Genomic DNA, 21,786 nt, shown 5'->3' with positions numbered 1-21,786 from the left:
CAGCGAGCAGGCTCAGCCCGGCGCGTCGTCCGCCCAGGCGCCAGCCGGGGCGATCGCCGCGCCGCCGAGCGCGGCGAAGTCGAACAGCGCGCGGTCGGCCAGTTGCGCCGGATGCACGTTGCCCAGCGCGCGGGCGATCTGCTCCACCCGCCCCGGATGCTCGCGGTCCCACTGCTGCAGCAGCTGCCCGACCTGGCGGCGCTGCAGCGTCTCCTGGCTGCCGCACAGCGTGCAGGGGATCAGCGGGAAGGCCTGCGCCTGCGCGTAGGCGGCGATGTCGTCCTCGCGCACATAGGCCAGTGGCCGGATCACCACGTGGCGGCCATCGTCGCTGCGCAGCACCGGCGCCATCGCCGCCAGCTTGGCGTGGAAGAACAGGTTCATGAAGAACGTGGCGACGATGTCGTCGCGGTGGTGGCCCAGCGCGATCTTGGTGAAGCCGTGCTCGGCGGCGTAGCGGTACAGCGCGCCACGGCGCAGCCGCGAGCACAGCGAACACAGGGTCTTGCCCTCGGGCACCACCCGGGTGACCACCGAATAGGTGTCCTGCTCGATCACATGCCAGGGCACGCCGCGCTGGCGCAGGTAGGTCGGCAGCACGTCGGCGGGAAACCCCGGCTGCTTCTGGTCCAGGTTCACCGCCACCAGCTCGAACGGCACCGGCGCCTTGCGCTGCAGCTGCAGCAGGATGTCCAGCAGGGTGTAGCTGTCCTTGCCGCCGGACAGGCACACCATCACCTTGTCGCCGGCGCCGATCATGCCGAAATCGGCGATGGCCTGGCCGACCTGCCGGCACAGGCGCCTGCCCAGCACCGCGGCGTTGCGAGCGGCAGGCGGTGCGGGATCGGCGAGCGGTTGCAGCGGCGGCAGGGGCAGGGGCGAGGTCATCGGCGGTAGTGTAGTTGGCGCGGCTGGCACGGCGCTGCGCGGGCGACGTTGCGGGTCACTCCAATTCCGCCACCTCGATCGTGCCGAACATGCTGGTCAGGCGGGCGATGACGGTGCCGAGGCAGCGCAGTCCCGCGCTGGTGTGCGCGCAGAAGGACAGGCCGTCTTCCGCGCTCATGCCGCGTCTCGGGCGGGCCAGTACACTCGCCCCAGCCACGCACGCAGGGTCGCCTCATGTTCAAGAACCTCATCCCCAAGATCTTCTACGCGCGCATGCAGGACGGGCTGGCCTTCTTCGTCGATGGCCTGGGCTTCCAGGTGCTGTACCAGGACGCCACGATGGCGGTGATCGCGCGCGACGGCGCCAAGGCCTATCTGGTGGAGAACGCCGAATGGGCGGCCAAGGACCGGCCGGAACTGGGCATCGAAACCGACAGCATCGACACGATCCATGCCGAGTTGTCCGTACGTGCGCCGCAGTGGCTGCATCCGAATTGCCGTACCGTCGCGCTCAAGCCGTGGGGTGCGCGCGAGTTCGCGATGCTGGACCCCACCACGGTCTGCGTGGTGTTCCGCGAGTGGCCGCCGCAGCCGTAAGCGGCGGCGCACCTGGCGAGCCGCGGATGCGCATGCGCAAGAAACAGGATCTGCCGGAAAAGCCCTGTCTGCACTGCGGCCGGCCGTTCCGCTGGCGCAAGAAGTGGGAGAAGGTGTGGGACGAGGTGAAGTACTGCTCCGACCGCTGCCGTGGCGAGCGCAAGCGCGTGCGCGCGCCGGGGGCGCCATGAGCCGGGCCGTGCGCGGGCGCACCGCATGCGCGCAGGCGTGCCGCCCTGCATGAGCCCGGTGCCGCCCACTGCCCACACCCTGCGCCTGGTGCTCGGCGACCAGCTCGATCCCGAGCACGCCTGGTTCGACGTGTGCGATCCCGGCGTGGTGTATGTGCTCATGGAAGTGCGGCAGGAGACGGACTACGTCCTGCACCATGCGCAGAAGATCCTGGCGGTGTTCGCCGCGATGCGCGACTTTGCCCGGCATCTGCGCAGCACCGGCCATCGCGTGCGCTACGTGGCGATCGACGACGCGAGCAACCGCCAGTCCATCCCCGCCAATCTCGCTGCGCTGATGGCGCACTACGGTGCGCAGTGCCTGCAGTACCAGGATCCGGACGAATGGCGCCTGGACCAGCAACTGCGGCAGTGGGGCGCGGCGCAGGCCTTCGCCACCGAAGCGGTGGACAGTGCGCACTTCTACACCCGCCGCGGCGAACTGGCGGAGTTTTTCCGCGGGCGCCGGCAATGGTTGATGGAGCACTTCTACCGGTACATGCGCAAGCGCCACCGCATCCTGCTGGCGGCGGACGGCACGCCCGAGGGTGGGCAGTGGAACTACGACCACGACAATCGCCAGCCCTGGCATGGCGATCCACCGCCGCCGGCGGATACGCGCCCGACCCACGATCACCGCGCGCTGTGGGCCAGCATCCAGGTCGCTGGCGTGGACAGTTTCGGCCAGCCGCAGGCAGACGCGCTGCGCTGGCCGTTGAACCGCGCCGAGGCGCTGGCGTGCCTCGACCGGTTCATCGCCGACGGCCTGCCACATTTCGGCCGTTACGAAGATGCGATGAGCACGCGCAGTCCTCGCCTGTTCCATTCGCAGCTCTCCTTCGCCCTGAACACCAAGATGCTGCGGCCGCAGGAACTGGTGCAGCGCGCGCTGGCCGCCTATGCCGCCGGGGCGGCGCCGCTGGCGGCGGTGGAGGGCTTCGTGCGGCAGATCCTGGGCTGGCGCGAGTACGTGCGCGGCATCTACTGGGCGCACATGCCCGGCTATGAAGCGCGCAATGCGCTCGGCCACGACACGCCGCTGCCGGCCTGGTTCTGGACCGGCGACACGCACATGCGCTGCCTGCACCACGCCATCGGCCAGTCCCTGCAGGATGCGTACGCCCACCACATCCAGCGGCTGATGGTCATCGGCAACTTCGCCCTGCTGGCCGGCCTGGATCCGGCCGCGGTACATCGCTGGTATCTGGGCGTCTACATCGACGCCTTCGAATGGGTCGAACTGCCCAATACCGTGGGCATGAGCCAGTTCGCCGACGGCGGCCTGCTCGCGACCAAGCCCTACGTCAGCAGCGCCGCCTACATCGACCGCATGAGCGACTACTGCCAGGGCTGCCGCTACGACCGCAAGCAGAAGGCCGGTTCGCGGGCGTGTCCGTACAACGCGCTGTACTGGGACTTCTTCGCACGGCACCAGGACACCTTGGGCCGCAATCGCCGCCTGGACATGGTCTACCGCCAGCTGGGCAAGTTGCCGGCCACACAACTGCAGGCCTTGCGCGCGCACGCGCAGCATCTGCGCGAACGCCTGGACACGCTGTAGCGCAGGCCACGCGTGTCGAACGCGAGCGCTGCACATGCCTGCATTGCCGGAACGTGTCCTGCGCCCCAACCAAATCGTGCAGCGCGCCGCGCATTCGCGCGCTGTCGCATGCGATGCATCTGCCATCGCGCAATCTGTTACGTGCGTTCCGGTCGATCGCCACGCGCTCAAGCACCCTATGCCGCCGGTCGGCGCAGGCCCGCCGGTTGCACTCGAAGTGTCAGTGACGCGGTGACAGCCGGATGACTGTCGTGCGTCGTGTTGTTTCCCCCGCAACCCTATCGAGCATGATCATGACCACGACGCTTTCCCTCACCACCAGCGCCCGCGCGCTGGGTGTGCTCGCCCTCATGACCACCGCCACGGCGATCGCCGCCGTGCCTGCGGCCCCACAATGCAGCGTGCCGCAGGCTTGGGCTCTTCCGGCCGCGGCCACTGTGGTCGGCAACGGCACGCAGGCCAGTTGCACCGCCAGTGCGCTGGCCGCCGCCGCTGCGCAAGGCGGCTACATCACCTTCAACTGTGGCGCCCAGCCGACCAGCATCGCGGTCGACCGTTCGATCGTGATCGCGGCGACGACGCCCACTGTGATCGATGGCCAGGGCAGGATCACCCTGGATGGTCGCCAGTCCGTCAGAATCCTGCTGGTCAACGCCGGCAGCGCGCTGTCGGTGCGCAACCTGAAACTGCAGAACGGCAGTTCGGTGCAGCCGGCGTCCAACCAGGCCTACGACCCGGGCACCTGGGGCGGCGGCGCGATCAAGGTCGGCTACCGCGGCAAACTGGAAGTCCTCAACAGCCAGTTCCTGGCCAACCGCAGCAGCATCGGCGGCGGCGCCATCTTCGCCGGCAGCGACGCCGAGGTGACCATCGTCCGCAGCGGCTTCTACAAGAACAGCTCCTGGCTCGGCGGCGCGCTGTACACCCAGCTCAGCGGGCTGACCATCGTCGGCTCGGAGTTCGCCAACAACCAGGCGATCAATGCGCCGCAAGGATTCCCCGATGCCGGCAATTTCGGCGGCGGCGGCGCGATCGACACCGACGGCGCGTCGCTGGCCGGCTATCTCAAGGGCGGCGTCGGCAGCGGCGGCACGCTGGCGGTGTGCGGTACCGTGGTCCGCAACAATGTCGCCGCCAACGGTTCCGGCGGCGCCACGCTGTGGGCGTACGCGCCGGATACCATCGACGTGAAGTATTCGACCTTCGCCAACAACGTCGCCACCGGTGGCCCGGGCGGCGGCGCCCGCATCAGCATGGGCTTCACCGACACCTCGCATGCCGGCACCGCCATCACCACGCCGGGCACCATCCGCGTCGCCGAGACCAGCTTCCTGTCCAACAAGGCCGAACAGGGCAACGCCGGCGCGCTGTACCTGGATTGCTACGGCGCCTGCGACGTCAGCAACAGCACCTTCTACGGCAACTCCGCCAAGGGCGTGGGCGCGGCCATCCAGCATGTCGGCTGGCAGCCGGCCAATGGCGACCAGGGCAGCCCCAGCGTGCGCTTCAACAACGTCACCTTCGCCGAGAACACGCCGTGGGTGACGCTGTTCGGCGACAGGTTCGACCTGCGCAACAGCATCCTGTATTCCAAGACCGAGCGGGTGTTCTGCAACAACCAGAGCAACACCGGCAACAACCTCATCGAATACTCGGCCAAGGGTGCGGTGTGGCCGAACGCCTGCCTGGCCGCGGGCAATGTGAAAGCGGCCGATCCGCTGCTGTCGGCCCCCGCCAACAACGGCGGACCGACGCTCACCCAGCTGCCTGCGGTCAACAGCCCGGCGTTGAATGCAGGCAGCGGCTGCGCCGCCATCGACCAGCGCGGCAATCCCCGCGATACCGCCGTGTGCGATCTCGGCGCGGTGGAGGTCAAGTAGGCCGATCCACTGTCATGACGTGCACGGCACCGCGCGGTCGCGCCGGCTTGGCCGCTGCGACCGCGCCTCCGTCGCCGGGATGAGGAGAGCCGCGCGGACCTCGCCATTGCAGGCATGACGCGCGTTGCGGTGCACGCCAAACAACGCCGTTCGAGCCTGCGCACGCGCTGCGGACGATACGGTGGCGTATCTGCTTTCCTGGGCATCGACGGTGTTGCGCGATGGCGCGGCGCCGGCGACGTCTGCGCCTGCGAATGTCCGGATTTGCGACCTGGGTCGTGCGCTGGGGGTCAAGTTCGCGATGCAGATACCGATAGAGGTACCCCCCCTCGCGAGTCCCCCCGGATGCATTTCTTCCACTCCTTCAAGGTGAGTCAGCGCCTTGCGCTGTCGTTCGGCCTGCTGATCGTGCTGCTTGGCGCTTCCTCTACCTTGGCGCTCTACCAGTTCCACAATGTGCGTCAGGCGGTCGACAAGATCGTCCACGAGAACAATCTGAAGACCGAACTGCTGTACACCATGCTGCGCAACAATATGAGCGCGGAGCGCTACCTGCGCGACATGATGCTGTCGCCGGCCGACAAGCGCCCGGCGCTCGCCGCCAAGATCCAGGAGATCCGCGTCGACAACGATCGCCGTCGCAAGGCGCTGGACGCCCTGCCGGGCACGCCGGCGGGTCTGGCCATGCGCAAGGAGATCCATGACGCGCAGGCGGCCGCACGGTCGGTCAACAGCCGGGTGCTGGCGCTGGCCAGTTCCGGCGAGATCGAGGCGGCCAGGCAACTGCTGTACGGCGATGCCGCGCCGCTGCTGGCGCGGCGCGTGCAGGTGATCCAGAACGCGGTCGATCTGCAGATCCGGCAGAACGCGCTCAGTTCCGACGAGATCCAGGCGGCCCTGCTGTTCAGCAATCGTGCCTTGATCGGGTTCGGCCTGCTGGCGGCGGTGCTCGGCGCGATCTTGAGCGTGCTGATCACCCGCAGCCTGGCCGGGCCGCTCGGGCGCGCGACCGAAATCGCCGAATCCATCGCCCAGGGCCGGCTGGACCATCGGATCCCGCCGCAGCCCAAGGACGAGACCGGCCGCCTGCTGACCAGCATGGACCGCATGCAGGCGCAGCTGCAGGCGGTGATGGCGGCGCAGTCGCAGGTGGCCAGGCACCACGAGCACGGCGACGTCAGCCGGCGCATGGACGAGCACGCGTTTCCCGGCGAGTACGGGCGCATGGTGCGCGAGAGCAATGCGTTGCTCGACATGCACGTGAGCCTCCAGCAGCGCCTGCTCGAGATCATGGGACGCTACGCGATCGGCGACCTGTCGCAGGACATGGATCGCCTGCCCGGCGAGCAGGCCGCGCTCACCGAGACCATGGACCAGGTCAAGCGCAATCTGTCGGCGATGAACGCCGAGATCGGGCGGCTGGTCGACGCCGCGGCCGCCGGCGACTTCGCCGTGCGCGGCGACACGGCGCGCTTCCAGTACGACTTCCGCGAGATGGTCGAGGGGTTGAACCAGTTGATGGCGACCACCGACGACAATCTGCAGGCGCTGTCCAAACTGCTGCAGGACATCGCCAGCGGCGACCTGACCACGCGCATGGAGGGGCAGTTCCAGGGCGTGTTCGCGCAGATGCGCGAGGATGCCGATGCCACCGTGGCCCAGCTGACCGGGATCGTTGGCCGCATCCAGCATGCGGCCGGGCAGATCACCGGCGCCGCCGGCGAGATCGCCGCCGGCAACGCCGATCTGTCGCGTCGTACCGAGCAGCAGGCCGCCAGCCTGGAGGAAACCGCCGCCTCGATGGAGGAGCTGACCTCCACCGTGCGCCAGAATGCCGAACGCGCCAGCCAGGCCAATCAGTTGGCCATCGGCGCGACCGCGGTGGCGTCGCAAGGCGGCGCGGTGGTGGCCGAGGTCATCGACACGATGAACGGCATCCAGACCTCATCCAGGCGGATCGCCGACATCATCGGCGTAATCGACGGCATCGCCTTCCAGACCAACATCCTCGCGCTCAACGCCGCGGTGGAAGCCGCGCGCGCCGGCGAGCAGGGCCGCGGGTTTGCCGTGGTCGCCAGCGAAGTGCGGGTGCTGGCGCAGCGCTCGGCCGAGGCCGCCAAGGAGATCAAGCAGCTGATCGACGACTCGGTGAGCAAGGTGGACGCAGGCTCGCTGCTGGTCAACAGCGCCGGCAGCACCATGCACGAGATCGTCGCCAGCGTGCAGCGCGTGACCGACTTCATGACCGAGATCTCGGCCGCTTCGCAGGAGCAGTCGAGCGGCATCGAACAGGTCACCCAGACCATCACCCACATGGACCAGGCCACCCAGCAGAACGCCGCCCTGGTGGAAGAAGCCGCGGCGGCGGCCCAGGCGATGGAAGAGCAGGCCATCCAGCTCGGCGAGGCGGTGACGCTGTTCCGCGTGGCGGGCAGCACCGGCGACATGCCGGCGCGGAGCCAGGCCAAGCCCTTGGGCGCGGCCGCTCCCTCGAGCGCCAGGCGTGGTCTGCAGCGGGTGGCGGCGCCGCTGCTGGTCGAATACGCCGGCTAGGGTCGCCGAGACGGCGCGCTGCGGAACCGCAGCGCGCACGCCACGCCCCCCGGGGTGGCGTGGTGTGCGTTCGCGCAGCGCGGCCGACAGTCGCGGATGGTGTTTCATGGCAATCGCCGGTGTCCGTCGGGTCGTGGCCACCTGCAGCGACGGGTGACGTGTGGAATCATGGCCGATCCGAACGCTCGCAGGATCTGCCATGAACGAATCTGACGCCTACGTGTCCGACGCGATCCGCAAATGGGTCTGGTCCGGGTTCTACTCCCAGGACGAGATCCAGGAGATGATCGAGGACATCCTCGAAGACGACTGCGACGAGGCGATGCTGCGCGCCTCGGTCGCCAGCCAGTGGCAGGCCAAGCAGCAGGCGGAGCAGACCTGGCCGGCGCAGACCGATTGCGACCGGCTCGAGGCGCTGTTCGAGCGGCTGCACCAGGACGGCATCTGTGCGCTGGCCAATGCCGGCTACACCATGTCCGAGGGCCACGCCGACGTGAGCCAGGCGGTGGCCGACGCGCCGGACAGGCGCTATCACGGCTACTGCTTCTACCATGGCCAGGACATGGAGCGGGCGATCGACGGTGGCGGGCTGATGCTGGCGTTCGGCGATCTGGACGGGCGCGAGGAGGCGGACCTGGCGGTCGGCCAACAGGTTGCCGCAGCGTTGCGTGCGGCGGGCTTCACCGTGGACTGGGATGGCACGCCGCGCAAGCGCATCGACCTGCCCGGCTTCGTCTGGCAGCGCCGCGCCGATTGGGATTGATGCGGCGGTGCGGCCGCGGGCTGCGTGGTGGTAGCGCCCTGGCTACAATTGCCCGCTCATGCCTGAGCGCGTCCCGATGCGCGGAAGGCGTTTGACGGAGAGGCGTTTCATGGAGCGGATGTTTCATCGCAATGGCCGCCGGTCGCGGCGCGCAGCCGGCACGCGCCCGGCGCTGCACACGGCCCTGGTGCTGGCCACCGCGCTGCTGGCCGCCTGCGCCGGCGCACAGCCTTCTTCCCCCTCGATCACCCCTGCACACACGGAGCGGACCATGTCGGAGATGACGCCAGAACACCTGGCACAAGGCGTAGTACGGTTGATCCTGGCGGTCGGCGGCAGGCAGGATCTGGTCGCCACCCAGGTCGCGGCGCAGACCGGTCTGCAGGTCGAGGACGAGGGCGGGCATGCGTTCAGCGCGTCCGGCACGCTCGCCGGCGGTGGCGGCTATACGCTGGAATCGGTCGCCGATGCCGACGATGCGCCGCCGTCGCGGCTGGACCTGCGCTTCACGCCCGCGCCGGGCGCGGCGCCGGCGCAGTGCACGCAATCGTTGGCCGGCTATCGCCAGGCGCTGGTCGCGGCCGGCTTCGTGTCGCACTGGATCGCGCCGCCGCGTCCGGGCAGCGCCGGCCGCTGGCATTTCGAACGCGGCGCGGTGTCGGTGTACGCCTTCGTCGGCAAGGACGCCGGCGAGCACGATGCGCAGGCGTGCGTGGAGATGCTGCAGATCCTGGTCGACGCATAAGGAGCGCGGAGATGGCACACGACGACGAACGCCTGAAGGGCATGGTCGACACCTTCGCGCAGGCGCATCCGAAGGAAGGCCAGGCGCTGCGGCAGATGCTGGACAACACCCCGGAGCTGCGCTCGCGCGTGCAACAGGCGATCGGGCAACAGCAGCTGTCCGGCTTCGCGCCCAGCCCCGAGGCGGGCACCGGGTCGTATAGCCCGCGCACGGGGCAGATCGAGCTGCCCATGGATGTGTTGGCAACGGCGAAGATGCATTCCCCGCGCGACGATTCGGCCAACACCGCCCGCATCGTGCTGGGCCACGAGATCGGCCATGCCATCAACAAGACGGCCATCGACCGCAGCAATGCGGCGTTCGCCGCCAAGATCGACGGCATCGCCGCCTCGCCCTCGCCGCACGACTACACCGCCGCGCTCAAGGCCTACGGGCAGGAACAGCGCACGCGCGAGGCCAAGGACGAGATCGCCGGGGTCAATACGCTGGCCGACTACGTCACCCGCAACAATCCCAAGGCCACGCTCAAGGACCTGTACAACGCCAGCACCGAGATGGCGAGCTACATCGACAAGCAGGGTGTGGGCGGCAAGGCCACCTACACCGCCAAGGACGGGCTGAGCTTCGGCAAGGATCTGAAGATCGACGCCGACAATCCGCGCAACGTGGAGGCGATGGGCAAGCTGTTTTACGACGCGCGCGGCTACCCGCAGCACTATGGCGAGCGCGCGCTGGCGCAGATCGCCAATGCCGAGGACCGGGCGCAGGCGCAGCACCCCGAGCGCACGCCGCCGGCGGTGCATGCCGACCTCAAGGCGGTCGGCATCGATGCCACGCAGGTGCCGCGCGATCTGCTGCCGACAGGATTCCGCGACGGTCCCGCGCCGACACCGAAGCCCGAGCCGCAGGCGCAGCCGCCCGCGCCGCGTGCCGGCGAGCCCGCCGCCGCGCCGGGTGGCGCCGACCGCGCCCTGCACGACCGGGTGCGCACCGGCGTGGCCCAGGCCGAACAGGCGATCGGCAAGGGCTGGGACGACAACAGCGAGCGCATGACCGCCAGCCTGACCCTGTTGGCCAGGCAGAACGGCTTCAGCGAGCGCGACCAGTTGTCGGTCGGCTTCAACCGGCCCACTGCTTCCCATCAGAGCGGCGAACTGGCGTTCGTGTACCGCAGCGGGGGCGACGTCTCCCCCGATCCCTACGCCAATCGCGCGCACATGCCGACCAGCGAGGCGATCGCGCGGCCGGCGCAGGAGACCCACCAGCAGCTGCAGCAACTGGGGGCGCAGCAGGAGCAGGCGCAGCGCCAGGCGCAGGAGCAGGCGCTGCAGGCGTCGCAACAGGGCCCGACGCGGAACGATCCGCCGCAGGTGCTGAGTCGTTGAGCGCAGCGGGGGCGCCGGCCCCGGCGTCGGTGCGCAATGGCCGCCTGACGCTGCGGCCATGCACGCGGTGCGCGCCGCCTCCTGTCTGGTCCGGAGTGCGGCGCCAGGGCGCGCGGCTGCGCGCCAGGATTACGGCTGCCAGACCAGGTTCTGGGTCTTCGGATCGGCGGTGAGCTTGTCGACCTTGCCGCTGCCGTCGAAGGACACCTGGAACTCGTTGAAGCTGTCGAGCCAGTAGCGCCACAGCGGCGCGTCCAGGCTCGGGTTCTCGCTGCTGATCGGATAGCCCATCGCCATCAGCACCTGCTCGCGGGTCATGCCCTGGGTCACACGGTTGGCGGCGATCGCCTCGCGGATCTTCGGCGGGTAGGCTGCCAGCTTCGGTGTGGGATCCTGCGCGACCACGTAGCGCTGGGCGAAGGCGGCGTTGCCGAGGTCGCGGCTGTAGTCGTTGCCGATCGACTGCTTCTTGCCGTCGATCAGCACATTGACCCGGTAGCGGCCGTAGCCGGTCACCTGCACCGGCGTGCCGGCCGGGATCACCCGCTTGCCGTCTTCGGCGTAGTTGCTGTCGCTGATCCAGCTGCCGTCGCTGCGCATGTTGCAGCACAGGAAGCCGGAGAACGTGGGATCGGCCGCCGCGGCCAGTTGTGGCAGGGCCGCCGCCAGGGCGAGGGCGAGAACGAACGGGGAACGGAACGAACGCATGCTGACTCCTTTCGACGCGGCGATCCTGCCGCGGGTGGCACGAGGGTGGGAGGGTGCCGCCTCCGCCGCGGCCCCGTGCGCATTGTGCCGGCTGGCCTGCGCCCGGCATAGCGGCGCGCTGCACGGTGACGGCGGACCAGTGCCCTGTGTATGCTCGAACCTCGTGGACACCCTGACGCCCGCCGAGATCTCCCTGCGCATCGACGCCCTGCGTCGCGAGCACCGTGCGCTCGACGAGCAGCTGCAGCGCATCCCGGCCAACCTGGACGACGAGCTGGAAGCCAAGCGGCTGAAGAAGCGCAAGCTGCAATTGAAGGACTGCATCATGCGCCTGGAACACCTGCTGATCCCCGACGAACCGGCGTGAGCGCGGCGACCTTCTTCAGCGTCGGCCATTCCACGCGCAGCCTGGAGACCTTCCTGCAGATCCTGCAGGGCGCCGGCGTCACCCGCCTGGCCGACGTGCGCGCGTTTCCGTATTCGCGGCGATTCCCGCAGTTCGACGGCAGCGCACTGGCGCCGGCGCTGGCCGCGGCAGGCATCGCCTACCGGCATTTCCGCGCCCTGGGCGGGCGCCGCGGCAAGCAGCCGGGCGTCGATCCGCAGCGTAACGGCCACTGGCGCAGCGTCAGTTTCCACAACTACGCCGACTATGCGCTGGGCAGCGAATTCGCCGAGGCGCTGATCGAGTTGCAGGCCTTCGGCGACGACGGCGCATGCGCGGTGATGTGCGCCGAGGCCTACTGGCGCCAGTGCCACCGCCAGATCATCTGCGACCATCTGCTGCACCAGGGCCACCCGGTGGTGCACCTGATCGATGTCGGCCGCCAGGAACCGGCCACGTTGAATCCGGCCGCGCGCAGCGACGCGCATGGGCAACTGGTCTATCCGCCGGATACGGCGGATGCCGGACCGCGCACCGGGGACCTGTTCGACGCCTGAGCGGTGCTGACAGCGCGGTTGGTGCGTCGCCACGCGCCAGCTGCGGCGTCAGGCTCAATGCGTTGGGACCGACGGCACCGTGACCGCATTGCTCCGCGGCGTATCGTCGGTGCCGACGAGGGCGGCGCTGCTTTGTCCCGTCGCACCGTCCTCGGAGGCGGCGAGCAGGCGCAGGGGCTGGCCGCGGTAGCGGTACTCCAGCGCCTGTTGCAGCTGATCCAGCCGCACCACCCGCGCGCACAGCGCCTGCGCCTTGGTTTCGATCCCCTTGCTGCGCGCATCCAGCCGGGCCTCGAGGGCCGCATCCATGCGCTCGGCGCGGTCGCCGATGGCGTCCCCACGGCCCGTCATGACCTGCCAGAGCACGTGACGGGTGATGCTGCCCACGAAGCGCTCCGCCTGCGTCTCCACATAGTCTTCGAACCGGCCGTCGAACGCCTCCTGGTCCCACCGCCCCTTGCCGAGCGTTCCGTCGACGTAGGCGTTGGCGTGCGTGCGCAGCCGTTCGATCTTGCGCGCGTTGCCGGCGCTGCCGGTCAGCATCTCCACGACCGAGCCGAGCACGTCGTAGCTGAGATCGACCACCTCGTGCGAGAGGTCGGCCACCTGCGGCATCAGCGCGCGCGTTTCGCGTTCCATCTCCAGCAGCCGTTGCGCATCGGCGTCCCCGACCTGCTGCACCCGGTGATCCACGCTCAATTTGCCGGCATGGAAGAAGATCTCGCGCGGCCCGTCGCCACCGCTGCGGGTGAGCCAGATGCCGCCGCTGTCGGCCAGCACGTTGAACGGCGTACTCAGGCCGCACTGGCGCGAGGACACCTGCGGCCGATGGTCGTGCTTGCCGCCATCGTCGCCCTGATCGGCCCACGCGGGCCCGCTGGAGGCGGCAAGCAGCAACAGAGCGAAGAGAGGAGCTGTGCGCATCGCCGGAACCCGCAGCAGGGAGTCTGGAGCATGCTCGGGCCGCACAGGGCCACGGTCGCGTGTCGGAAGTCACTGTGCCGCGTCGCCACCCGCCGCGCCGCAGTGATACCAGGGCGCCCTTGTGTTTGGCGCGTCGCCACGCGCCAGGATCTCACCGCATTACCACTGCAGGTGCAACTGCCGCCTCAATCCTGCGGAGCCGGCGGCTCCTCCACCTTCGCCGCCTCCGGGCTGACCCGCTCGATGGTGTGGCGCAACTCGCGGCCAAGAATGAACTTGGCATCCTTCGCCCACGCATCCAGCCGTTCGTCGAACACCAGCTTGCTGTTCTCGTCCGGCCACACCAGCTTCAGCTCGCGCAGCTTCTGGATGAAGCCGCGGAACAGGGTCTTGTCGAAGAACTCCGGCGCGGCCGGTGCGTACAGCAGGCTCAGGCGTTGCGCGGCCTGCTGGCACAGGCTCTCCAGTTCGCCGGCACCGAGCTTGCCCGGGCCGTTCTTCACCAGCACCGAGATGGCGATGTAATAGCGCTCGAACGCCTGTTGCAGCGAGTGGCCGATGGCGCGCAGGCGGAACACCTCGTCGGTCTGGCCGGTGTTGCGCGCCAGCACGCTGCCGTCGTCCTCGTTGAGCTGCAGCAGCAGGCCTTCGCGCACGAACACCTCGATGGTGCGTTCGATGCGCTCGGCAAACTGCTCCTCGCTCCACGGCAGGAACAGTTCCGCCTGCAGGAACGGGTACACGGTGCGGCCCAGCCGCAGCAGGCCGGTGCGGCTCATGCGACGGTTGTTCTGGAAGCAGCACGCCACCCACGAGGAGGCGGTGAACAGGTGCAGCACGTTGTTGCGGAAGTAGCTCAGCAACACCGCGTTGTCGCCATTGACGCTGAGCACGTCGCCGAGCGGATGCGGCGTGCGGGTGAGCACGTTGATCTCTTCGGCGTGGGCGATGATGCGCTCGGGCGAGTGCGGGGTCACCGTGACCCGGTCCGAGTACGGCAGTTCCGCCAGCAGCTTCTTGCACAGTTCGATCTGCGCGATCAGGTCGGCCTCGCCCATGGCGTGCTTGGGCGTGGACAGCAGCGCCAGCGCCAGCAGGTTGACCGGATTGACGTCGGCCGCGGCGTTGATGTGGACCTGGATCTGCTGCGCCAGCGCATCGACGGTGCCGCTCAGCCAGGCCGGCTTCTCGTCCTCGCCCAGCGGGCGGCCGTCCCACTCCGGCGCGCGCTGCGCCAGCATCTGGCTCAGCGCGATCGGCTCGCCGAAGTTCACCACCACCTGGCCGTAGTTCTGCTTGAGCACCTTGGGGATGCCCCACAGCAGCGCCCAGATCGATTCCTTTTCCTTGGGCCGGCCGCTGAGCTCGTCGAGGTAGCTGTTGCCTTCCATCAGCTTCTCGTAGCCGACGTAGATCGGCTGGAACAGCACCGGCTTGCGCGGCTGGCGCAGGAACGCGCGCAGGGTCATCGCGATCATGCCGCCCTTGGGCTGCAGCAGCCGGCCGGTGCGCGAGCGTCCGCCTTCGACGAAGTACTCGATCGAGTAGCCGCCGGCCACCAGTTGCGCCACGTATTCGCTGAGCACCGCCGAGTACAGCGCGTTGCCCTTGATCGAGCGGCGGATGAAGAACGCGCCGCCCTTGCGCAGCAGGGTGCCGACCACCGGCAGGTTGAGGTTGATGCCGGCCACGATGTGCGGCGGCACGATGCCGCGTTCGTACAGCAGGTAGGACAGCAGCAGGTAGTCCATGTGGCTGCGGTGGCTGGGCACGTAGATCACTTCGTGCCCGGGCGCGGCGTCCTTGAGCTTGTCCAGGTGGTGGACCAGCACACCGGCGTAGATGCGGTTCCAGACGTGGGTGAGCAGGAAGCTGGCCGAGCGCACCACCGGGCTGGAATAGTCGGCGGCGATCTCCCAGGCGTAGGCATGCGCCTTGCGCCAGGCGTCCACCGGCTTGCTGTTGTCGCGCTTGGCCTGCGCGGCGATCGCCTCGCGCACCGGCTCGGCGGCCAGCACCTGGTCCACCAGCAGGCGCCGGGTCGACAGGTCGGGGCCGATCACCGCCTCGCGGATGCGCCGGAAGTGGGTGCGCAGCACGCGCTGCAGCTTGCGTACGGTGCGCTCGGGCGGCAGCCCTTCCTCCACCGTCTGCCGCATCGACACCGGCGGGGCAAAGCGCACGATGGTGCTGCGGCCGTTGAGCAGCACGCCGAGCAGGCGCCGGAAGCTGCCCACCAGCGCCCAGTTTTCCGAGAACAGCACGGCGAACCAGCCGCTCTGCTTGTCCGGGGCGCGGCCGACGAAGATGGATACCGGCACCAGGTGGATGTCCAGGTCCGGGCGCAGGCGGTGCGCCTGCAGCAGCTTGGCCAGCGAGTCGGAGTGGGTCTTGGCGCCGCGCTGCTCCGGCAGCAGCGCGTGGTTGCTGCTGCGCCGGGACAGCGCCAGGTAGGCACGCTTGCGGCCCAGCGGGTCGCCGGGCAGCGGCACCAGCGGCGAGGGCAGGCCGGACTCGCGGCAGGCCTTGTCCAGGATCAGCGCGTTGGACAGGCCGTAGTCCTCCAGCACGTACACCACCGGGCGGCCGGCGTTGTACTGGCCGGGCTCGGCCGGTTCGATCTTCAGGCCCAGCCAGGGATCGGCCAGGCGGCCGAGCAGGCGCGCCCACAGCGGCCCCTTGGCCTGGCGCGCGGTGGTCGCCGCCACCGGCAGGGCGGAGGCGGCGGTGGAGGAAGAGGCAGCGCCGGGGTCGGCCGGGGAGGCGTCGGCGGGCGCAAGTGCCGCGTCGGCCGCGCGTGCGGCCGCGGCGTCGTCGGGGAACGGGAGGGGATTTTGTTCTGGCATCGGGGCCATTATCGCTTAGCCGGCGGGGCGGGGTCGGCGGCGCGTGCCGCGGCCGGGGCGGGGGGGCTGGCGCTGGCCGCCAGCAACGCATCCACCTCGCGGAGGGTGTCGCGCAGATACCAGTGCCCGTCGCGGCGCACCAGCACCGCGGTGGTGTCGATCTGTTCGCCGTCCAGCGGGTACTGGATGCGCGCCACGGCCTGGTCGCCCTGCTGGTTGACCAGGCCGGTGCGCAGCGCGCCGGCGCTGGCGTCCAGGTCCAGGCCGTAGTCGGCCAGCACCGCCTTGAGGTCGGCCAGGAACGGGCCCAGCCGGCGCAGGCTCTCGTCCATGCCCAGTTTGCGCAGGTCCGCATCGCTGCGCACGCCGGTCCGGCGCGCGCCCGCGCACAGCCGCGCGATCGCCGCCTGGGCGCGCTTGCGCTCGGACAACGGCGCGCGCGCGGCCCAGGCGCTCAGCGCCTGCACCAGTTGCACGTAGTGGCCACGCTGCTCGGGCGTGTAGTGGCCCTGGTTGCGCAGGAACTGCACGCCGAACAGGCCCAGCGAGTGCGCCGCCTGCTTCAGGCTCGCCGCCTGGCCGCCGAACTGCGCGTCGAAGGCGCGTTGCAGCTGGCGCTCGGCGTCCGGCGCGGCGAGGGTGTCGAGCACCTCGGGCAGGCGTTCGGCCAGCGGCAGTTCGGTCAACGGCCAGCGGCTGCGGTCCTCGTTCCAGGCCTGCTGTAGGCGCTTGTACTGGGCCGGCGGCACCGCGGCCTGGGCGTAACCGAGCAGGTCGTTGCGCTGCAGCGCATGCGCCAGCGTGCGCACCGCCGCGGCCGGCTCGGCGCTGGCGCCGGGCAGTTCGGCGGGCGTGCGCTTGCATCCGCCCATGGCCAGGGCGAGCATCGCCAACAGCAGGACGCACAGCGCGCGTGAGGAGATGACCCGGGTCGGGCAGGACGACATACGGTACGGGCTCGTTCCCCAAAACGTTCCGCATCTTGCTGGGCGCGGGCGATTCCGGCAAGCCGGGCGGGTAGCGGTGCGGGGCGACCCGCAGGCGTTTGGGGGCGGCGGCTGTCGCGGCGGGACATTTCATGACCCGGCCCGGGCACCCCGGGACAGGCATGTCGGCGTATCGCCAGACGTGCCAGGGGATTGCACATGTTGCAACGCATCATGTAACCGCTTGCAGTTGCTGCTAACGTCCGCCCACCTCGATTGAGGCGGTGCTGGCCGGGGGACCCAGTGCGATATTCGTCAGAGATCATCCGAGTGCTCGGTCACGGTGGCGCGCGCCGCTGCGCCTGGGTGTTGTCTGCAGTCCTGTGCGGACGTGCGATGACGGGCCCGGTGCAGGCGCAGGACGGCCGCCTGCCGCCGCGTGCGCAATGGCACGCAGCGTGTTCGTCCCATGCGCCGCTCGGCGCCGCCACCACGCCCTTCGCGCCGCGCCAGCGCGGCGCCACGCGTAGGTCCGACCGGTACCGCGCCGGCCGGCTGACCCTGTCCACCACGTTCCGGACCCTGGAGGCACGCTGGTGAGCCCGCCGCCTGTCCCGGCGCCGGATCCGCGCGCCAACATCACCATCAAGGACGTGGCGCGGCTGGCCAACGTCTCGGTGGCCACCGTCTCGCGCACCATGAACGGCCACCAGCACGTGGCCGAAACGGTGCGCGCGCGGGTGCTGGAAGCCGCGCGCACCCTGCACTACGTGCCGCACCACGCCGCGCGCAGCCTGAGCAGCCGCCGCACCCACACCATCGGCGTGGTGCTGCCGGACCTGCACGGCGAGTTCTTCTCCGAACTGATCCGCGGCATCGACACGGTGGCGCGCGAGCGCGGCCTGCACCTGCTGGTGTCCAGCTACCACGGCGAACCGGAGCAGCAGCGGCTGGCGGTGCGGCGCATGCCCGGCCGCGTCGACGGCCTGCTGATCATGTCGCCGTCCCTGGCCAGCGATGCCGAGGATCCGGCCGACATGCTGCCCGGCACGCTGCCGGCAGTGCTGATGAACTGCGCCGAGCGCTTCGGCGATGCGCAGGTGCTCAACGTCGACAACTACGGCGGCGCGCGCGCGATGACCCGCCACCTGTTGGACGTGGGCCATCGCCGCATCGCCTTCATCGCCGGGCCGGACGACAACTTCGACGCGCGCGAGCGCCTGCGCGGCTACCGCGACGAACTGCGCGAGCGCTCCCCGCAGGTGGCGCCGCTGGTGCTGCCCGGCGCCTTCGACGAGGCCTCCGGCTACCGCGCCGGCGAAGCCCTGCTGCAGGGCCAGCGGCCGGACGTGGTGTTCGCCGCCAACGACATGATGGCGCTGGGCTGCCTGTTCGCCTTCACCCATGCCGGGCTGCGCGTGCCCGAGGACATCGCCCTGGCCGGCTTCGACGACGTGCCGATGGCACGTTACGTGCATCCGGCCCTGACGACCATGCGCGTGGACATCGCCGGCTTCGGCGCCCGCGCCATGCAGTTGCTGCTCGCCGCGCTGGAGCCGCACGCCGCGGCGGCGGCAGCGTCGGCCGGCGCGATCGCCCCGCAACTCATCGTTCGTGCTTCCAGTGCCCAGCGGGGGACCGCCATGGACTGACACCGACGCATGCAGCACCGATGTCGTTTTTGCACCACCTAGAAGAACACAACAACGATCCCGTTTACCGCCCTGGGAGGGCTTTTGTCATGAAGAAATCGCGTTCCGCCTCCAACCTGCCCGCACGCAGCCTGCTGTGCTGCGCGCTGGCCACCTGCCTGTTCGCCACGATGCCGGCGATGGCGCAGTCCAGCAGCGCCACCCTGCGCGGCCAAGTCGCCGCCGCCCAGGCCGGCACCGAGGTCACCGTCACCAACATCGCCACCGGCTCGGTGCGCCGCGCGCCTGTCGCCGCCAACGGCAACTACACCGTGGTCGGCCTGCCGCCGGGCACCTACAAGGTCGAGGTCAACGGCGTGACCCAGACGGTGACGCTGCAAGTGGCCTCCTCGTCCACCGTCGATTTCACCGGCACCGCGCCGGCGGCAGGTGGCGACGCGACCACCCTGGATACCGTCACCGTCAGCGCGCCGCTGCTGAAGGACGTCAAGACCTCGGAAGTGGGCAACGTGGTGTCGCTGCACCAGATCCAGCAGCTGCCGCAGGCCACCCGCAACTTCCTGGAATTCGCCGACACCGTGCCGGGCATGGTGTTCCAGGTCGATGGCAACGGAAACACCAAGCTGCGCGGCGGTGCGTCCAATGCCAGCGCCGGCAACCTGTACATCGACGGCGTCGGCCAGAAGAGCTACGTCAAGGGCGGCGGCATCGCCGGCCAGAGCGATACCCAGGGCAATCCGTTCCCGCAGCTGGCGATCGGCGAGTACAAGGTCATCACCTCCAACTACAAGGCGGAGTACGGCCAGATCAGCGGCGCGGCGATCACCGCGGCCACCAAGTCCGGCACCAACGAGTTCCACGGCGAGGCCTTCTACCGCTACACCGATCAGGATCTGCGCGACAAGCGTCCGGACGAGGAAAAGAACGGCAAGATCGATTCGCAGACCAAGGAGTACGGCTTCGCCCTGGGCGGCCCGATCATCCAGGATCGCATGCACTTCTTCGTTGCCTACGAAGGCAAGGAGAACGTGGTGCCCAAGAGTGTGCAGGCCGACGCCAACGCGCAGCCTTACATCGGCCTGCTGCCGTCGAACATCTCCAGCCAGTACGGCGCAGCCAACATGCCGTTCAGCGAGGATCTGTACTTCGGCAAGATCGATTTCGAGCCGACCGATCGCGACCGCATCGAACTGAGCGGCCAGTACCGCGACGAAACCCAGACCGGCAATGTCGGCGGCACCAGTGCGCCGGACCACGGCACCGACAAGATCAACAAGGACAAGCGCGCCAATATCCGTTGGCAGCACAGTGCCGACAACTGGTTCAACGAGTTGATCGTCGGTACCGAGGACTCGGAAAACAATCCGAATCCGAAGAGCATCGGCAACGGCATCGTCTACAAGTATCTGGCTCCGCGCCTCGGCTCCACCACTGACGTGGATGAGTACACCTTCCTGGAAACCGGCTCCGCTGGTGGCCTGAACGTGCAGCGCAAGAGTCAGAAGGGCTGGTTCCTGCAGAACGACCTGACCTTCACCAGCTTCCAGTGGCACGGCGAGCACACCATCAAGATGGGCGTCAGCTACAAGGACATCAAGCTGACCTCGCAGGATGCGGCCGCGCTCAACCCGCAGTTCAGCTATGCGGTCAACAACAATGGCGTGGCAGCCACCCCGTACCGTGTGGACTACGTCGCGCCGTACAACACGCCGGGCCAGAAGGCCACGGTGGAGTCGCCGTCCAAGCAGTACGGCATCTACATCCAGGACGACTGGGCGGCGACCGACAAGCTGATGATCAACGTCGGCGTGCGCTGGGACTACGAGGACAGCCCGGCCTACACCGACTTCGTCACCTCGCAGGCTTTCGTCGACGCGCTGTACTCCAACGATCCGGCCAACCCGGGTCAGCCCTGGGCCAACCGCTTGCTGCCCAGCGGCATCAATGTCGCCGACTACATCAGCACCGGCCGTAACCGCAAGAACTTCAAGGATGGCTGGGCGCCGCGCCTGGGCTTCTCCTACGATTTCTTCGGCGACGAGCGCTCGGTCCTGCACGGTGGCGCCGGCCGCTCCTACGACCGCAACCTGTTCGAACAGCTGGCGCTGGAGACCAGCAAGGCGGCGCTGTCGCCGGTTGCGGTGTATTTCCAGAATCCGGCCACCGGCCAGTGCTACCGCGCCGATCGCGTCTGCACCGCGTGGGATCCGCGCTACCTCAATGGCGTGGATCAGTTGAACACCATTCCCGGCGTCAGCGGCAGCGCCGAGCTGTTCATGTTCAACAACCATCTGAAGACGCCGTACAGCGACCAATATAGCCTCGGTATCACCAACCAGATCGGTGACTGGCAGACCGATGTCACCTTCCAGCGTGTGCTCAGCTACGACGGGTTTGCCATGTCGCTGATCAACCGTTACCCGAATGGCGCGTACTTCCAGGACGGCAATGCGCCTTGGGGTCAGCCGGTGCCGGGTTACCAGAACACGATCCTGGGCATGAACGGCCTGGAGCAGCGCAGCAGCCAGGTGCTGCTGTCGGCCGACAAGCCGTACACCAAGGAATCGGGTTGGGGTCTGACCCTGTCCTACACCCACACCAGCGCGCGTCAGAACCGCAACATCGACGAGCCCTACGCGTTCGACAAGGCGACCATCCACGACTACCCGTTCGTGAAGTCCGATGCGGTGTCGGCACACCGCTTCGTCGCCTCCGGCTCGATCGACGGTCCGTGGGGGCTGACCTTCGGCGCCAAGCTGGTGCTGGCCACGCCCGAGCCGGTCAACACCGTTGCCTGCTATGGCAAGGTCGATGCCGATGGGGCGACGTGCCAGCAGATCGGCTTCGTTCCTCCTGGCAGCGGCAAGTTCCTGGTCGGCGGCAAGATCTGGGGCTACCGCACGGTCGACTTCCAGGCGACCAAGGACTTCACCGTGTACAACGACTTCAAGTTGACGGCGCGCGTGAACCTGCTCAACGCCTTCAACTTCAAGAACTACTCCAGCTACATCTACGGCGGTCCCGACGGCACCGGCAATTACTTCGGTACCGGCGGACGCCTGGATACGAGCTATGTCGGCTTGAACACCACCGGCGACATCAACTACGTGCCGCGCACCGTGACCTTCGAGATCGGCGCAAAGTTCTGATCCACGGCATGACCCACGCGCGTGCCCGACCGGCGCG

19 protein-coding genes are annotated in these 21,786 nt (G+C 68.9%); 13 read left to right on the top strand and 6 right to left on the bottom strand.

What is annotated here, in order from left to right; translation table 11 throughout:
• Positions 1-12: 12 nt before the first annotated feature.
• Positions 13-888, bottom strand: a complete 876-nt coding sequence (ttcA, locus tag FHR56_RS17990; RefSeq protein WP_184502710.1) for a tRNA 2-thiocytidine(32) synthetase TtcA — start codon at positions 886-888, stop codon at positions 13-15.
• 55 nt (positions 889-943) lie between these two features.
• Positions 944-1,066 carry a hypothetical protein gene (locus tag FHR56_RS20720; protein WP_255421445.1) on the bottom strand — a complete coding sequence of 41 codons (123 nt, stop codon included), beginning with the start codon at positions 1,064-1,066 and terminating at the stop codon, positions 944-946.
• A 56-nt stretch (positions 1,067-1,122) separates the two neighbouring features.
• Between FHR56_RS20720 and FHR56_RS17985 the strand changes: the two genes are divergently transcribed.
• The 8 genes from FHR56_RS17985 (at position 1,123) to FHR56_RS17950 (ending at position 10,602) form a co-directional block, all read left to right on the top strand.
• On the top strand, positions 1,123-1,485 hold the full coding sequence (locus FHR56_RS17985) for a hypothetical protein (protein WP_160947461.1): 363 nt from the start codon (positions 1,123-1,125) through the stop codon (positions 1,483-1,485).
• Between the two features lie 26 nt (positions 1,486-1,511).
• Complete coding sequence (locus FHR56_RS17980; protein WP_160947460.1) at positions 1,512-1,676, top strand: DUF2256 domain-containing protein; 165 nt, start codon at positions 1,512-1,514, stop codon at positions 1,674-1,676.
• A 49-nt stretch (positions 1,677-1,725) separates the two neighbouring features.
• Positions 1,726-3,276 carry a cryptochrome/photolyase family protein gene (locus FHR56_RS17975; RefSeq protein WP_160947459.1) on the top strand — a complete coding sequence of 517 codons (1,551 nt, stop codon included), beginning with the start codon at positions 1,726-1,728 and terminating at the stop codon, positions 3,274-3,276.
• Positions 3,277-3,563: 287 nt separating this feature from the next.
• Positions 3,564-5,156: a choice-of-anchor Q domain-containing protein gene (locus tag FHR56_RS17970; protein WP_160947458.1), complete on the top strand. Its 1,593-nt coding sequence runs from the start codon at positions 3,564-3,566 to the stop codon at positions 5,154-5,156.
• Positions 5,157-5,501: 345 nt separating this feature from the next.
• Positions 5,502-7,709 carry a methyl-accepting chemotaxis protein gene (locus FHR56_RS20745; protein WP_160947457.1) on the top strand — a complete coding sequence of 736 codons (2,208 nt, stop codon included), beginning with the start codon at positions 5,502-5,504 and terminating at the stop codon, positions 7,707-7,709.
• A gap of 199 nt (positions 7,710-7,908) precedes the next feature.
• The gene (locus tag FHR56_RS17960; RefSeq protein WP_160947456.1) at positions 7,909-8,472 is read left to right on the top strand and encodes a hypothetical protein; all 564 of its coding nucleotides are present in this window, start codon (positions 7,909-7,911) and stop codon (positions 8,470-8,472) included.
• Positions 8,473-8,581: 109 nt separating this feature from the next.
• Positions 8,582-9,217, top strand: a complete 636-nt coding sequence (locus FHR56_RS17955) for a hypothetical protein (protein WP_160947455.1) — start codon at positions 8,582-8,584, stop codon at positions 9,215-9,217.
• An 11-nt stretch (positions 9,218-9,228) separates the two neighbouring features.
• Positions 9,229-10,602, top strand: coding sequence for an XVIPCD domain-containing protein (locus FHR56_RS17950; RefSeq protein ID WP_160947454.1), 1,374 nt, complete (start codon positions 9,229-9,231; stop codon positions 10,600-10,602).
• A 129-nt stretch (positions 10,603-10,731) separates the two neighbouring features.
• Here FHR56_RS17950 and bamE read toward each other — a convergent pair whose 3' ends face one another.
• A complete protein-coding gene (gene bamE, locus FHR56_RS17945) occupies positions 10,732-11,310 on the bottom strand; it encodes an outer membrane protein assembly factor BamE (RefSeq protein ID WP_160947453.1) in 579 nt (192 codons plus the stop codon).
• 163 nt (positions 11,311-11,473) lie between these two features.
• Here bamE and FHR56_RS17940 point away from each other — a divergent pair, with 163 nt between their 5' ends.
• Positions 11,474-11,677 (top strand): DUF465 domain-containing protein, encoded by a 204-nt coding sequence (locus tag FHR56_RS17940; protein ID WP_010342388.1) that lies wholly within the window; start codon positions 11,474-11,476, stop codon positions 11,675-11,677.
• On the top strand, positions 11,674-12,252 hold the full coding sequence (locus tag FHR56_RS17935; RefSeq protein ID WP_160947452.1) for a DUF488 domain-containing protein: 579 nt from the start codon (positions 11,674-11,676) through the stop codon (positions 12,250-12,252). Before FHR56_RS17940 ends, FHR56_RS17935 begins: the two co-directional genes overlap by 4 nt.
• Before the next feature lie 54 nt (positions 12,253-12,306).
• On the opposite strand, the gene FHR56_RS17930 is transcribed toward FHR56_RS17935, so the two are convergent.
• The 3 genes from FHR56_RS17930 to FHR56_RS17920 all read right to left on the bottom strand — a co-directional run bounded on the left by FHR56_RS17930 (position 12,307) and on the right by FHR56_RS17920 (position 16,969).
• Complete coding sequence (locus tag FHR56_RS17930) at positions 12,307-13,149, bottom strand: DUF2884 family protein (RefSeq protein ID WP_160947496.1); 843 nt, start codon at positions 13,147-13,149, stop codon at positions 12,307-12,309.
• Positions 13,150-13,361: 212 nt separating this feature from the next.
• A complete protein-coding gene (plsB, locus tag FHR56_RS17925) occupies positions 13,362-16,031 on the bottom strand; it encodes a glycerol-3-phosphate 1-O-acyltransferase PlsB (protein WP_184502709.1) in 2,670 nt (889 codons plus the stop codon).
• Positions 16,031-16,969, bottom strand: a complete 939-nt coding sequence (locus FHR56_RS17920; RefSeq protein ID WP_184502708.1) for a hypothetical protein — start codon at positions 16,967-16,969, stop codon at positions 16,031-16,033. The genes plsB and FHR56_RS17920 overlap by 1 nt, the downstream gene beginning before the upstream one ends.
• 375 nt (positions 16,970-17,344) lie before the next feature.
• Here FHR56_RS17920 and FHR56_RS17915 point away from each other — a divergent pair, with 375 nt between their 5' ends.
• From FHR56_RS17915 to FHR56_RS17905, 3 genes are all read left to right on the top strand, one after another.
• Complete coding sequence (locus FHR56_RS17915; protein WP_160946882.1) at positions 17,345-17,548, top strand: hypothetical protein; 204 nt, start codon at positions 17,345-17,347, stop codon at positions 17,546-17,548.
• Positions 17,545-18,600, top strand: a complete 1,056-nt coding sequence (locus tag FHR56_RS17910) for a LacI family DNA-binding transcriptional regulator (protein WP_160946883.1) — start codon at positions 17,545-17,547, stop codon at positions 18,598-18,600. Before FHR56_RS17915 ends, FHR56_RS17910 begins: the two co-directional genes overlap by 4 nt.
• Before the next feature lie 89 nt (positions 18,601-18,689).
• Complete coding sequence (locus FHR56_RS17905) at positions 18,690-21,749, top strand: TonB-dependent receptor (protein WP_160946884.1); 3,060 nt, start codon at positions 18,690-18,692, stop codon at positions 21,747-21,749.
• Positions 21,750-21,786 lie beyond the last annotated feature (37 nt).

Source organism: Xanthomonas sp. F10 (genome assembly GCF_014206815.1).
In the GTDB taxonomy this organism is placed as follows: Bacteria; Pseudomonadota; Gammaproteobacteria; order Xanthomonadales; family Xanthomonadaceae; genus Xanthomonas_A; species Xanthomonas_A indica.
This window is presented reverse-complemented; position numbering and strand designations above follow the sequence as displayed.

Excerpts from the sequence above, each read along its gene's own strand:
- ttcA (WP_184502710.1), bottom strand. The coding sequence starts at position 888 with ATGACCTCGCCCCTGCCCCTGCCGCCGCTGCAACCGCTCGCCGATCCC.
- FHR56_RS20720 (WP_255421445.1), bottom strand. The coding sequence starts at position 1,066 with ATGAGCGCGGAAGACGGCCTGTCCTTCTGCGCGCACACCAGCGCGGGA.
- FHR56_RS17985 (WP_160947461.1), top strand. The coding sequence starts at position 1,123 with ATGTTCAAGAACCTCATCCCCAAGATCTTCTACGCGCGCATGCAGGAC.
- FHR56_RS17980 (WP_160947460.1), top strand. The coding sequence starts at position 1,512 with ATGCGCATGCGCAAGAAACAGGATCTGCCGGAAAAGCCCTGTCTGCAC.
- FHR56_RS17975 (WP_160947459.1), top strand. The coding sequence starts at position 1,726 with ATGAGCCCGGTGCCGCCCACTGCCCACACCCTGCGCCTGGTGCTCGGC.
- FHR56_RS17970 (WP_160947458.1), top strand. The coding sequence starts at position 3,564 with ATGATCATGACCACGACGCTTTCCCTCACCACCAGCGCCCGCGCGCTG.
- FHR56_RS20745 (WP_160947457.1), top strand. The coding sequence starts at position 5,502 with ATGCATTTCTTCCACTCCTTCAAGGTGAGTCAGCGCCTTGCGCTGTCG.
- FHR56_RS17960 (WP_160947456.1), top strand. The coding sequence starts at position 7,909 with ATGAACGAATCTGACGCCTACGTGTCCGACGCGATCCGCAAATGGGTC.
- FHR56_RS17955 (WP_160947455.1), top strand. The coding sequence starts at position 8,582 with ATGGAGCGGATGTTTCATCGCAATGGCCGCCGGTCGCGGCGCGCAGCC.
- FHR56_RS17950 (WP_160947454.1), top strand. The coding sequence starts at position 9,229 with ATGGCACACGACGACGAACGCCTGAAGGGCATGGTCGACACCTTCGCG.
- bamE (WP_160947453.1), bottom strand. The coding sequence starts at position 11,310 with ATGCGTTCGTTCCGTTCCCCGTTCGTTCTCGCCCTCGCCCTGGCGGCG.
- plsB (WP_184502709.1), bottom strand. The coding sequence starts at position 16,031 with ATGGCCCCGATGCCAGAACAAAATCCCCTCCCGTTCCCCGACGACGCC.
- FHR56_RS17920 (WP_184502708.1), bottom strand. The coding sequence starts at position 16,969 with ATGTCGTCCTGCCCGACCCGGGTCATCTCCTCACGCGCGCTGTGCGTC.
- FHR56_RS17915 (WP_160946882.1), top strand. The coding sequence starts at position 17,345 with ATGACGGGCCCGGTGCAGGCGCAGGACGGCCGCCTGCCGCCGCGTGCG.
- FHR56_RS17905 (WP_160946884.1), top strand. The coding sequence starts at position 18,690 with ATGAAGAAATCGCGTTCCGCCTCCAACCTGCCCGCACGCAGCCTGCTG.